The sequence below is a fragment of the Pseudomonas sp. LBUM1649 genome, assembly GCF_059716155.1.
Genome location: NZ_CP166807.1, coordinates 342,467 through 355,098 on the forward strand (window position 1 = coordinate 342,467; position 12,632 = coordinate 355,098).

The following is a 12,632-nucleotide window of genomic DNA, read 5'->3' on the forward strand; positions in this document are numbered from 1 at the left end:
GTGACTCAGCGCCTATCCTTGCGCGCGGCACCATTGCGCCGGATCACTCGGGTGACCCTGCTGACGAATAGCAAAGTACAGCGCTGGTGTGTCTTGCCCGCCACTGTTACCGACAGTGGAGATGGATTCACCGGCTTTTACCACGTCACCCGCAGACTTGAGCAGTGTCTGGTTGTGACCATAAAGACTCAAAAAACCGTTGCCGTGGTCGAGAATCACCAGCAACCCGGCGCCGCGCAACCAGTCGGCGAACACCACGCGACCGCCATGCACCGCATGCACCGTACTGCCGGCAGAAGCGCCGATCATCACGCCGTCCCACTTGGTCCGGGCGTCGTCACCACGGCTTTCACCGAAGCGCGCCAACAGTCGACCATCGACAGGCCAGGGAAGTTTGCCGCGAGTTGACGCAAATGCGCCGCCAAAGGTTTCGCCTGAACTTGAAACCAGTGCGCCGGGTGTCGATTTAACCGGTTTGCGTGGGGCGTCGTCGTTGGCATCTGCCAGCGCCTGGGCCTCACGTAAACGCTTTTTTTCGGCTTCCTGCTGGGCGATCAGCGCTTTTTGCCGCGCTTCCTCTGCCTCACGAGCCTGGCGGGCCAGGGTTTCTTCAATGGTTTTAAGGACTTTAGACAGGTCTGCCTGATCCTGCTCACGGGCTGCCAGTTTCTGGTCGCGGGCCTTCACGTCATCGTTGAGCTTGGCCAGGACTTGCTGGCGTTCCTGCCGGACTTTGTCGAGTTCGCCCCGCTGGGTTTCAAGGCTGCTTTGCTGCACCAACAATTGCGCTTGCTGCAGGCCGATGTCTTTTTCGACATTGGCCAGCTGGCGCAGGGTTTCGTTGAAATTCTTCAGCTGCTCCAGGCGGGCCTGGCTCAGGTAGTCGTAATAGGTGAGCGTGCGGGCGAACTTCTCGGGGTTCTGCTGGTTGAGCAGCAGTTTCAAGTACTCCTGACGGCCGTTCTGGTAAGCCGCGCGGGCCTGGATGGCGATCAGTCGCTGCTGTTCAGTGCGCGCGCTCTGGAGTTTTTTTTTCTCTGCATCGAGTCGCTGCAACTCGGTTTCGCTTTTCTTCAGCTCTTTTTGCAGGGCGTCGACCTGCTTCTCGAGCTTGCCCATCTCGGTCTCGGTACCCTTGAGATCTTTCTGCACGCCGGATTTTTCTTCCTGCAGCTTGCCCAGCAGTTTTTTCAGCTCGGCAATGTCCTGACGCGTGGCGTCCAACTGTTGCTGGGTTTGCGCGCGCTCATCGGCGAAGGCCGGTTGGAGCAGGCAAGTCAGGGCAAGGGCTATCAGGACGCGAAGCATAGAGGCGGGCGACACCAGGGAAAGGGACGTCCTAGTATGCCCGCCATGAGCGGCAAAAAAAATGCCCATTTCTGACTGTGTGATGACTGGAGGGGAGTTGCATCCAAAAACACCCCAAAACCAATGTGGGAGTGCGCCTGCTCGCGATGGCGTCCGATCATTCAACATAGATGTTGGCTGTCAGATTGCTATCGCGAGCAGGCTCACTCCCACAGGGTTTTTCGGTGTTTAGGGTATCCCGATTACACCAGAATCGAAGTACCAGTCATTTCCGCCGGCTGTTCCAGACCCAGCAGCTTGAGCATGGTCGGTGCCACATCTGCCAGCACGCCGCCTTCGCGGACCTTCAGGTCGCGCTTGCCGACATAGATGAACGGCACCGGCTCGGTGGTGTGTGCGGTGTGTGCCTGGCCCGTGGTCTCGTCAGACATTTGCTCGACGTTACCGTGGTCCGCGGTGATCAGGGCTTCGCCGCCGACTTTCTCCAACGCTTCGACGATGCGGCCGACACACTGGTCAAGGCACTCAACGGCCTTGACCGCTGCCTCAAACACGCCGCTGTGGCCGACCATGTCGCCGTTGGCGTAGTTGACCACGATCACGTCATAGCGCTGGTTTTCGATGGCGTCAACGATGCGGTCGGTGACTTCCGGCGCGCTCATCTCAGGCTGCAAATCGTAAGTGGCGACTTTCGGCGACGGGATCAGGATGCGCTCTTCGCCCGGGAACGGTTCTTCACGCCCGCCAGAGAAGAAGAAGGTCACGTGGGCATATTTTTCGGTTTCTGCGATGCGCAGCTGTGTCTTGCCCTTTTTCGCCAGGTAGTCGCCCAGCACGTTTTCCAGGCTGCCGGCGGCGAAGGCTGAGGGTGCGGGAATGCTGGCGGCATATTGGGTCAGCATGACGAAACCGGCCAGTTTAGGCTGACGGGTACGCTCGAAGTCCTTGAAATCGTCCTCGACGAAAACGCGGGTCAGTTCGCGGGCGCGGTCGGCGCGAAAGTTCATGAACACCACGGCGTCGCCGTCTTCGACTTTCACGGGCTCACCGATGGAGGTGGCCTTGACGAACTCGTCGCTCTCGCCACGCTCGTAGGCGGCTTGCAGACCTTCCTGGGCGGTGGCGGCGTTGAATTCGCCATTGCCGTCGACGATCAGGTTGTAGGCCTGGGACACACGGTCCCAACGGTTGTCGCGATCCATGGCGAAATAACGACCGATGAGGCTGGCGATCCGGCCTTTGCCCAGGGCCTGGAAGGTAGCGTCCAGTAGTTCGATCGACGATTGCGCGCTTTTCGGCGGGGTATCGCGGCCGTCGAGGAAGGCGTGCAGGTAGATTTTTTCGGCGCCGCGTTTGGCAGCCAGTTCGGCCATGGCGACCAGGTGATCCTGGTGGCTGTGCACGCCGCCATCGGACAGCAGGCCCATGAAGTGCACGGCTTTCCCGGCAGCGACGGCCTTGTCCACCGCGGCGCAGATGGTCGGGTTCTCGAAGAACTCGCCATCGCGTATCGATTTGGTCACTCGGGTGAAGTCCTGGTACACCACGCGGCCGGCACCGAGGTTCATGTGGCCGACTTCGGAGTTGCCCATCTGGCCATCAGGAAGACCGACGTCCATGCCGCTGCCCGAAATCAGGCCGTTGGGCACGGTGGCCCACAAGCGGTCCAGTACAGGCTTCTTCGCAGCAAAGATGGCGTTGGATTCAGGGCTCTCACTGTGACCGAAGCCGTCGAGAATAATCAGGACCAAAGGTTTAGGCGTGGTAGTCATGGAGTCCGCTCGTGGCTGAGTTAAAAAGGGGCGATGGAAAAGGGAGTGGCAGTTTAAAGCGAAGTTCCGGCCACGTCACCGCCGGACGGGGTTTGGCCCACCATAGTGGCTGTGTATACTGGCCGACATTTTAACGCCCTGGAACCTCCTTCGATGGTTGCTCACCTGATTGAATTTGCCACTAACCACTACATTCTCGTCGGTATCTTCGTCGTACTGCTGGCGTTGCTGATTGCCTATCAGATGCAGGGCGGCGGCCGTAGCCTGAGCACTGGCGAACTGACTGGCCTGGTCAACAAAGACGCCGGCGTGGTGATCGACATTCGTCCGACCAAGGACTTCGCCGCCGGTCACATTGTAGGCGCGTTGAACATTCCTCACGACAAATTGACCGCACGCGTCGGCGAACTGGAAAAGCACAAGGCCAAGACCATCATCCTGGTCGACGCCATGGGCCAGACGGCCGGTACTCACGCTCGCGAGCTGGTGAAGGCGGGCTTCACCGCCGCCAAGCTGTCCGGTGGTGTTTCCAGCTGGAAAGCCGACAATCTGCCGCTGGTGAAGTGATATGAGCAACGTCGTCGTCTATTCCAGCGATTACTGCCCTTACTGTTCCCGAGCCAAGTACCTGCTCGAGAACAAAGGCGTGGCCTTCGAAGAGATCAAGGTCGATGGCAAGCCGCAGGTGCGCGCCGCAATGGCTCAGAAGGCCGGACGTACGTCCGTGCCGCAGATCTGGATCGGCAGCACCCACGTTGGCGGTTGTGATGATTTGTTTGCCCTGGAGCGCGCCGGCAAGCTCGACGCGCTGCTCAAGGCCTGAATTCCATACCCTATAAAAGCCCAAGATCAGAAAGGATCTGAGATGACTGACCAACAGAACACTGCAGCTAGCGAAGAAGAAACCGCACCGCAATTCTCCTTGCAGCGCATCTACGTACGTGACTTGTCCTTCGAAGCCCCGAAAAGCCCGGCGATCTTCCGCCAGCAGTGGGAGCCGAGTGTCGGTCTGGATCTCAATACCCGTCAAAAGGCTCTGGAAGGCGACTTCCATGAAGTCGTGCTGACCCTGTCGGTGACCGTGAAGAACGGTGAGAACGGAGAAGTGGCGTTCATTGCAGAAGTGCAGCAGGCCGGTATCTTCCTGATCAAGAACCTGGACGACGCTTCGATGAGTCACACCCTGGGTGCATTCTGCCCGAACATCCTGTTCCCGTACGCGCGCGAAGCGCTGGACAGCCTGGTGACCCGTGGCTCGTTCCCGGCCCTGATGCTGGCTCCAGTGAACTTCGACGCGCTGTACGCGCAAGAGCTGCAACGCATGCAGGCGGCGGGCGAGACTCCGACCGTTCAATAACGGGTCTCAAGCGACAAAGCAATTTCAATGTGGGAGCGAGCCTGCTCGCGAATGGGGAGTGTCAGATGACATCAATGTCGCCTGACGCACCGCTATCGCGAGCAGGCTCGCTCCCACAATTGTTTTTGGGTGTTACTTGAAGTCGTTCTGACGCCACGCTTCGTAAACGGCTACCGCCACGGTGTTCGACAGATTCAGGCTGCGGCAGCCTTCACGCATCGGCAGGCGCAGACGTTGTTCGCCGGGCAGGGCGTCGAGTACCTCGGCTGGCAGGCCACGGCTTTCCGGGCCGAACAGGAATGCATCGCCCTCGGCGAAGCTGGCCTCGTGAAACGGCCGCGAGCCCTTGGTGGTGAAGGCGAACAGCCGCGGATGACCGAGGCTTTCCAGGCAACTGGCCAGGTCCGCGTGGCGTTGCAGGGTGGCATACTCGTGGTAGTCGAGGCCCGCCCGGCGCAGGCGCTTGTCGTCCATCTCGAAGCCCAGCGGTTCGATCAAATGCAGGTGGCAGCCACTGTTGGCGCACAGCCTGATAACGTTGCCGGTGTTCGGCGGAATTTCTGGTTGGAAAAGGATGACGTGAAACATGCACGGCTCCGAAGGTAAAGATGAGCGGCATTCTACGCCGCAAGCCGACCCTCGTTCGAAACTATTCCTGCGTGTGATGGCTTCACTGGCAATTGTAGGGGTGATGGTGGGGTTGATGATCGGTCGCCTGACCACCCCCGATCCCAGCGAATTGCAACAGATTGAAGTGACGGACGACGGGTTGATGGTGTGGTTCAACAATGAACCCAAGACCCACGGCGAGATCGTGGAAGGCAGTGTCGCGCTGTTGTTCGAAGCAGAAGGCAAGGCGCAAAAAGGCCAGATCAAGCTCAACGGCAAGGACGTGAACTGGCGGGTGCGCTTGAGTGACGGGGGATTGTTGCTGACGTTGGTGGCGGCCCGGCCCATTCAGGGGGAGTGGGCCGGTAGCGAGGTCGATGACCGCTGGCGGTTGGAGATCCATCTCCGGGAGCAATAAAAGAGGGAATCCCCGGCCTGCCTGTACCAAGGTCCCCAAAACGGGAGGGCTCGTCGCTTGTGCGGTGTGAGCCCGGTGTAAAGAGGGGAATCCCCGGCCTGCCTGTACCAAGGTCCCCGAAACTGGGTAGTGATCTGAATCACTGATGAGACTATTGCAGGGGGCGTGCCAGGTTTTAACAAGTTGAAACAGAAAGTCGCGTGCAAGCGTTGAAAGCCCAGTAATCCGGGGCTTTCGTGTTTTTCGATAGGCGTTCGATTAGGTATACAAGCGGGATTTCGGATCAGTTGCCGTGCGCGATTGCGGTTCACGGTGCCTTCAGTCGGTGCATGAGCCCCTTAAAAGCATCGCGGGCAAGCCTTGCTCATACAAGGTTATGCGCCATTTCAAAACTAGCGCATGACCTGTAGGAGCAAGGCTTGCCCGCGATTGGATCTGAAGTGCGACGATAACTCTAAGGCTGCTTAGCCCTCATCCCCCTCATCATCATCCCCACCATCAACCTTCATCCCCAGCTCCTTGATCTTGCGAGTCAGGGTATTACGCCCCCAGCCCAGCAACACGGCGGCATCGCGGCGGCGGCCGGCGGTGTGCTTGAGGGCGGTTTCGATCATGATCCGCTCAAAGGTCGGCACGGCGCTGTCCAGCAGGCTGGACTGACCGCGAGCCAGTGCCTGGTCGGCCCATTGGCGCAACGCCTGTTCCCAGTTGGTCACCGGGGCCGAATCCTGCGGAAGGCTCAGCAACTCCGGTGGCAGGTCGCCGATATGCACTTCGCGACCGGAGGCCATCACCGTGATCCAGCGGCAGGTGTTCTCCAGCTGGCGCACGTTGCCCGGCCATGGCAGGTTTTTCAGGTATTCCTCGGTTTCGCTTTTCAGCAGCTTCGGCTCGACGGCCAGCTCCTGCGCGGCACGGCCGAGGAAGTGCTTGGCCAGGGTCGGGATATCTTCGCGACGGTCCGACAGGCGCGGTATGTGGATGCGGATCACGTTGAGACGGTGGAACAAGTCTTCACGGAATTTCCCGGCATGCACCAGGGTCTCCAGGTTCTGGTGCGTGGCGGCGATGATCCGCACATCGACTTTGACAGGGACGTGACCACCGACACGGTAGAACTCGCCATCGGCCAGGACCCGCAGCAAACGGGTCTGGGTGTCGGCCGGCATGTCGCCAATTTCATCGAGGAACAGCGTGCCCCCATCCGCCTGCTCGAATCGCCCGCGACGCAGGTTGGCGGCGCCGGTGAACGCGCCTTTTTCGTGGCCGAACAACTCCGATTCCATCAGGTCCTTGGGGATCGCTGCCATGTTCAGTGCAATGAACGGCGAAGCGGCCCGCGGGCTGTGGCGGTGCAGAGCGTGGGCCACCAGTTCTTTACCGGTGCCGGATTCGCCGTTGATCAGCACGGTGATGTTGGAGTGGCTCAAGCGCCCGATGGCACGAAACACTTCCTGCATCGCTGGCGCTTCGCCGATGATTTCCGGGGTGCGGGTCAGTGCGACCGGGACTTCCAGGCCTTGTTGTTCCTGAGCGTGCTGGTTCGCGCGCTTGACCAGGGAGACCGCCTCGTCGACATCGAACGGCTTGGGCAGGTATTCAAAGGCGCCGCCCTGATAGGACGCGACAGCGCTGTCCAGGTCGGAGTGCGCGGTCATGATGATCACTGGCAGCCGTGGGTGTTGCTCGCGAATCCGCGCCAGAAGGTCCAGGCCGCTGGCACCGGGCATTCGGATGTCGGAGATGATCACGTCCGGCTGCTGGCGCGCCAGGCGACTCATCACGCCATCCGCGCTGTCGAAGCTTTGCGTGGTCATGCCTTCCTGCTGCAAGGCTTTTTCCAGGACCCAACGGATAGAACGGTCGTCATCGACGATCCACACGGTTTCACTACGGCTCATGTCGATGTGGCTCCTTGTTCCAGTGGCAGAAAGATCGAGAACGTGGTGTGGCCGGGGTAGCTGTCACATTCGATCAAGCCCTGGTGCTGGCTGATGATGTTCTGAGTAATGGCCAGGCCCAGCCCGGTACCGTCCGGACGGCCACTGACCATGGGGAAAAAGATGGTTTCCTGAAGATCCGCAGGAATGCCCGGACCGTTGTCGATTATTTCGATCTTGGTCACCAGGCGATGGCGCACGTGGCCAATGGTGAACTGGCGCATGGCGCGGGTGCGCAGGCTGATGCGGCCCAGGCGCAGCTCATTCTGGCTGCTGATGGCCTGCATCGCATTGCGCACGATATTCAGCACGGCCTGGATCATTTGTTCACGATCGATGAGGACGTCTGGAATGCTCGGGTCGTAGTCTCGCACCAAAGTGATGCAGCCCTGGCTTTCGGCCTCGACCAAATGGCAGACGCGCTCCAGCACTTCGTGAATGTTGCACATGGCCAGCGATGGCAGCTTGTTCGAGCCGAGCATGCGATCGACCAAATTGCGCAGGCGGTCGGCCTCTTCAATGATGACATTGGTGTAGTCGCGCAGGCTTTCTTCCGGCAGCTCGCGGGCCAGCAACTGTGCCGCGCCGCGAATACCCCCCAGCGGATTCTTGATTTCATGGGCCAGACCCCGCACCAGCATCTTGCTGGTTTCCTGCTTCGACAGCTGGGCCTCTTCCTTGGTGATGCGCAGCAAGCGGTCGCGGGGATGGACTTCGAGCAGGAGCAGTGTTTCGCCATTGCTCAAGATCGGCGTTACCGCGTAATCGACCGTCAGGGTCTGACCGGTGAGGGCGGTGAGCATGGCTTCGCGCTTGGTGAACGGATGCGCCTGCTGGACCGCCTGGCGCAATGAATTGAGCGCTTCGGTGGATTCGGTGAACAGCTCGCTGATGAACTGCCCATGGCTGCGCTGGCCGCTGATGGCCAGGAGCATCTCCGCCGCGGGGTTCATGTACTCAAGGCGCAATTCGGCGTTGAGCAGGATGGTGGCGGTGGTCAGGTTGTCGAGCAGCAAGCGGTGTAGTGCGTCGCTGATGGTCATTCAGGACCTCTTTTGGAGCAGGGCGCGCGCATGAATAAAGCGCTGATGCGAGGAAAATGCAAAAACCAAACCAAGGCTCCGAAAAGAAGCGCTAAACCTTTGAAACGGGCGTTTGACGCTCGATTGCGTGGCGCTATGCCAGCTTTCGCGGGTAGTTTCGAACCAAAATGGGCTGCAATGTGCGCGTGGTGCAACCATTCGCACCAATATAGTGCGCCAAGCTGAATGAGGTTAGAAAAAGTTCGGAGCGAGTTTTCTATCCTTCAGCGCTTGTGCACCCGCTGCAAATTGAAGGTGACGGTAGGGCTTTGCTGCACGATGGTTTCGCCACTGACGACTTGTACTGCGAGGCTGTGCAAGCCGCGGTCGATGTTCACCAGTTGCAGGATCGGCACGTTGCCGGGTTGGCCATAAGGCTGGCCATCCAGCAACAGCTGCAGTAGATGCGGGCCTTGCAGGCGCGGTTCGATCAGCACGGTGACGGTGAAGGTGCCGTTGTTGGCGCGCAGGGCCTCGGTGGTAGGCAGGCCTGTGAGCTCCAGTACGTCGTAGGCGATGGGGGGCTGATCTTGCGCATGGGTGGGTGCGGGAGGTGCTTGCGTGGGTTGGGGCTCAACCCTATTGAGCGGTTGCAGTTCGACCGGCTGGGCGGTGACGCCGTCAGGTGGTTGATTGCTGTAGGCCGTGTTGCCCTGGGCGTCGGTGTACTTATAGATCTGCGCTGTGGTGGGCAGGGCGATCAGCAGCAGGATGAAGAGATAACCACGACCCATGAAATCGACCGGAAACGAAAGCGATGGGTTGCAGCATAGGTCAGGGGAGGTGGTTGTCCCAAGTCGTTAACATTTGGGTACGGAAATCCCACAAAAAAGGCCTCCCGAAGGAGGCCTCTTTTTTGTCACGCCGCTTGCGCAGGCGCTACCGGATCAGCAGCTGTAGTACAGCTCGTATTCCAGTGGGTGTACGAAGGTACGTACCTTGATTTCTTCTTCGCTTTTCAGGGCGATGTAAGCGTCGATGAAGTCGTCGCTGAAAACGCCGCCTTTGGTCAGGAACGCACGACCTTTGTCCAGCTCTTCCAGGGCTTCTTTCAGGCTGCCGCAAACTTGTGGGATCTCTTTCGCCTCTTCAGGCGGCAGGTCGTACAGGTTTTTGTCAGCGGCATCACCAGGGTGGATCTTGTTCTGGATGCCGTCCAGGCCAGCCATCAGCAGTGCCGCGAAGCACAGGTACGGGTTGGCAGCCGGATCCGGGAAGCGCGCTTCGATACGGCGGGCTTTCGGGCTCGACACGTATGGAATACGGATCGAAGCGGAGCGGTTACGGGCCGAGTAGGCCAGCATTACTGGTGCTTCGAAGCCTGGAACCAGACGCTTGTAGGAGTTGGTCGCCGGGTTGGTGAAGCCGTTCAGGGCCTTACCGTGCTTGATGATGCCGCCGATGAAGTACAGGGCGGTATCGGACAGGCCGGCATAGCCTTCACCTGCGAAGGTGTTCTTGCCATCTTTCCAGATGGACATGTGTACGTGCATACCCGAGCCGTTGTCACCGTACAGTGGCTTAGGCATGAAGGTAGCGGTACGACCGTAGGCGTCGGCAACGTTGTGCACGACATACTTCAGGGTTTGGGTTTCGTCGGCTTTCTTCACCAGGGTGTTGAACTTGACGCCGATTTCGTTCTGGCCGGCAGTTGCCACTTCGTGGTGGTGAACTTCGACGGTCAGGCCCATTTCTTCCAGTGCGTTGCACATGGAGGTACGGATTTCGTGGTCGTGGTCAAACGGTGGAACAGGGAAGTAGCCGCCTTTGACGCCTGGACGGTGGCCCTTGTTGCCGCCTTCGATGTCCTGGTCGGACATCCACGAACCTTGTTCGGAGTAGATCTTGAACATGGATCCGGAAATGTCGGACTTGAACTTCACTTGGTCGAAGATGAAGAACTCTGGCTCTGGACCGGCGAACACGGTGTCACCGATACCGGTGGATTTCAGGTGTTCTTCGGCGCGCTTGGCGATCGCACGTGGGTCGCGGTCGTAGCCTTGCATGCTCGAAGGTTCGATGATGTCGCAGACCAGGATCAGGGTCGGCTCTTCGGTGAACGGATCCAGAACAGCGGTGGAATCGTCCGGCAGCAGGATCATGTCGGAGGCTTCGATGCCTTTCCAGCCAGCGATGGAGGAGCCGTCGAACATTTTGCCAACTTCAAAGAAGTCATCTTCCAGCGCATCGCGAGCCGGCATGGTCACGTGGTGCTGAGTGCCCTTGGTGTCTGTGAAGCGCAGATCAATCCACTTGACGTCATGATCTTTGATGAGTTGAACCGACTTCGACATAGTGTCCTCCGGGTGGATTAGGGCTGGTAGTGGATGCCCTTAAATGTTTGTGATGCCGGCGCGAATACTCTGCCAAGGCAACCTGCCTCACAAGGGAGCAAATTGCATGCCAGTGCCCCACCATGGGTTTTTTGCCCCAATTTCACGCTTATAGAAGCGCAAAGTGCTTTAAAGCAGAAAATTTCGCCCCTTAATGTGGCGCCGAAATCGAAAGTTGACCTGTTTTGGTGCATGCAAAACCTTCTGCACATTAACTGGTCAAACCTTGAGCAATTTCCGCTATAATCCGCGCCCCCCTTTTTCGGCAGGCCTCGCGCGCGCTGTTTCCATGAAATTAATCGTAAAAGTCTTTCCCGAGATCACCATCAAGAGCCGCCCGGTACGGATGCGTTTCATCCGCCAGTTGGCCAAGAACATCCGTGCCGTGCTCCGTGACCTGGACCCGGCTGTGGTGGTGAACGGCGTGTGGGACAACCTCGAGCTGGAGACCCGCGTCAGCGAGCCCAAGGCCCTGAAGGAGATGGGCGAGCGCCTGAGCTGCATGCCGGGCATCGCGCATTTCCTGCAGATCGACGAATACCCGCTGGGTGACTTCGATGACATCGTCGAGAAGTGCAAGCAGCACTACGGTGATGCACTGACCGGGAAGATCTTTTCGGTACGTTGCAAGCGCGCCGGCAAGCACCCATTCAGCTCGATCGATATCGAGAAATATGTCGGCAGCCAGTTGCGCCGCCAGTGCGGTGCCGCCGGGATTGACCTGAAAAAGCCTGAAATCGAAGTCCGCATCGAAGTTCGCGACAAACGGTTGTTCGTGATCCACAGCCAGCACAATGGTATCGGCGGTTATCCGCTGGGTGCGCTGGAGCAGACGCTGGTGCTGATGTCCGGTGGCTTCGATTCCACCGTCGCGGCCTACCAGATCATGCGCCGCGGCCTGATGGCGCATTTCTGCTTCTTCAACCTGGGTGGACGTGCCCACGAATTGGGCGTCATGGAAGTCGCGCATTTCATCTGGAAGAAGTACGGCAGCTCGCAACGCGTGTTATTTGTCAGTGTGCCGTTCGAAGAAGTGCTGGGGGAAATTCTCGGCAAAGTCGATAACAGTCATATGGGCGTAGTATTGAAGCGTATGATGTTGCGCGCATCGTCGCAAATTGCCGATCGACTGCACATCGACGCGTTGGTCACCGGAGAAGCGATCTCCCAGGTGTCGAGCCAGACCCTGCCGAACCTGTCCGTGATCGACTGCGTGACCGACAAGCTGGTCTTGCGTCCGCTGATCGCCAGCCACAAGCAGGACATCATCGACCTGGCCAACGAAATCGGCACCGCCGACTTCGCCAAGCACATGCCGGAGTACTGCGGGGTCATCTCGGTGAATCCCAAGACCGCTGCCAAGCGCCATCGCGTGGAGCACGAAGAGAAAGAATTCGACATGGCAGTCCTTGAGCGTGCGCTCGAGAACGCCAAACTGGTACCGATCGATCGCGTGATCGACGAATTGGGCCAGGATCTGCAAATTGAAGAAGTCAGCGAAGCGCTGGCCGGTCAGATCGTTATCGACATCCGTCATCCGGATGCCGCCGAGGATGACCCGCTTGAGCTTTCTGGCATCGAGGTACAAACGATGCCGTTTTATGCTCTGAACGCTCGTTTCAAGGAACTGGACCCTACTCGCCAGTACCTGCTTTATTGCGACAAAGGCGTGATGAGTCGCCTGCATGCCCACCATTTGCTCAGTGAGGGGCATGCCAATGTGCGCGTTTATCGACCGAGCTAAGTGCCCGGGGCTGTTTGCCTGTGGCTTGCGTCACCGGCCCCCCGACGCCGCCGTCAAGCTGTAACGGCA

The 12,632-nt window shown here is 59.0% G+C and carries 12 protein-coding genes; 5 read left to right on the forward strand and 7 right to left on the reverse strand.

The window, feature by feature from the left end; genetic code table 11:
* Nucleotides 1-12: 12 nt before the first annotated feature.
* Both ACA058_RS01525 and gpmI read right to left on the reverse strand, forming a co-directional pair.
* On the reverse strand, nucleotides 13-1,308 hold the full coding sequence (locus tag ACA058_RS01525; RefSeq protein WP_497637526.1) for a murein hydrolase activator EnvC family protein: 1,296 nt from the start codon (nucleotides 1,306-1,308) through the stop codon (nucleotides 13-15).
* Between the two features lie 242 nt (nucleotides 1,309-1,550).
* Nucleotides 1,551-3,080 carry a 2,3-bisphosphoglycerate-independent phosphoglycerate mutase gene (gpmI, locus tag ACA058_RS01530; protein WP_497637527.1) on the reverse strand — a complete coding sequence of 510 codons (1,530 nt, stop codon included), beginning with the start codon at nucleotides 3,078-3,080 and terminating at the stop codon, nucleotides 1,551-1,553.
* A 153-nt stretch (nucleotides 3,081-3,233) separates the two neighbouring features.
* Here gpmI and ACA058_RS01535 point away from each other — a divergent pair, with 153 nt between their 5' ends.
* The 3 genes from ACA058_RS01535 to secB are packed head-to-tail and all read left to right on the forward strand — an operon-like array spanning nucleotide 3,234 to nucleotide 4,437.
* On the forward strand, nucleotides 3,234-3,647 hold the full coding sequence (locus ACA058_RS01535) for a rhodanese-like domain-containing protein (protein ID WP_046815277.1): 414 nt from the start codon (nucleotides 3,234-3,236) through the stop codon (nucleotides 3,645-3,647).
* Nucleotide 3,648: 1 nt separating this feature from the next.
* Nucleotides 3,649-3,903 carry a glutaredoxin 3 gene (gene grxC / locus ACA058_RS01540; protein WP_008058538.1) on the forward strand — a complete coding sequence of 85 codons (255 nt, stop codon included), beginning with the start codon at nucleotides 3,649-3,651 and terminating at the stop codon, nucleotides 3,901-3,903.
* A gap of 42 nt (nucleotides 3,904-3,945) precedes the next feature.
* Entirely contained in the window at nucleotides 3,946-4,437 is a 492-nt protein-coding gene (secB, locus tag ACA058_RS01545) for a protein-export chaperone SecB (protein ID WP_497637528.1), read from the forward strand.
* Nucleotides 4,438-4,569: 132 nt separating this feature from the next.
* Here the strand turns inward: secB and trmL are convergent, their stop codons facing one another.
* Nucleotides 4,570-5,025: a tRNA (uridine(34)/cytosine(34)/5-carboxymethylaminomethyluridine(34)-2'-O)-methyltransferase TrmL gene (trmL, locus tag ACA058_RS01550; RefSeq protein WP_497637529.1), complete on the reverse strand. Its 456-nt coding sequence runs from the start codon at nucleotides 5,023-5,025 to the stop codon at nucleotides 4,570-4,572.
* On the opposite strand from trmL, the gene ACA058_RS01555 reads away from it, so the two are divergent.
* A complete protein-coding gene (locus ACA058_RS01555; RefSeq protein WP_497637530.1) occupies nucleotides 5,024-5,464 on the forward strand; it encodes a hypothetical protein in 441 nt (146 codons plus the stop codon). The genes trmL and ACA058_RS01555 overlap by 2 nt on opposite strands.
* A gap of 464 nt (nucleotides 5,465-5,928) precedes the next feature.
* Here the strand turns inward: ACA058_RS01555 and ntrC are convergent, their stop codons facing one another.
* The 4 genes from ntrC to glnA all read right to left on the reverse strand — a co-directional run bounded on the left by ntrC (nucleotide 5,929) and on the right by glnA (nucleotide 10,780).
* Entirely contained in the window at nucleotides 5,929-7,365 is a 1,437-nt protein-coding gene (gene ntrC, locus ACA058_RS01560) for a nitrogen regulation protein NR(I) (protein ID WP_497637531.1), read from the reverse strand.
* Nucleotides 7,362-8,447 carry a nitrogen regulation protein NR(II) gene (gene glnL / locus ACA058_RS01565; RefSeq protein ID WP_497637532.1) on the reverse strand — a complete coding sequence of 362 codons (1,086 nt, stop codon included), beginning with the start codon at nucleotides 8,445-8,447 and terminating at the stop codon, nucleotides 7,362-7,364. Before glnL ends, ntrC begins: the two co-directional genes overlap by 4 nt.
* Before the next feature lie 263 nt (nucleotides 8,448-8,710).
* Complete coding sequence (locus ACA058_RS01570) at nucleotides 8,711-9,220, reverse strand: DUF4124 domain-containing protein (RefSeq protein WP_497637533.1); 510 nt, start codon at nucleotides 9,218-9,220, stop codon at nucleotides 8,711-8,713.
* Between the two features lie 153 nt (nucleotides 9,221-9,373).
* Complete coding sequence (glnA, locus tag ACA058_RS01575) at nucleotides 9,374-10,780, reverse strand: type I glutamate--ammonia ligase (protein ID WP_060542571.1); 1,407 nt, start codon at nucleotides 10,778-10,780, stop codon at nucleotides 9,374-9,376.
* Between the two features lie 328 nt (nucleotides 10,781-11,108).
* Between glnA and thiI the strand changes: the two genes are divergently transcribed.
* Entirely contained in the window at nucleotides 11,109-12,563 is a 1,455-nt protein-coding gene (gene thiI / locus ACA058_RS01580; protein ID WP_497637534.1) for a tRNA uracil 4-sulfurtransferase ThiI, read from the forward strand.
* The last annotated feature ends 69 nt before the right edge of the window (nucleotides 12,564-12,632 follow it).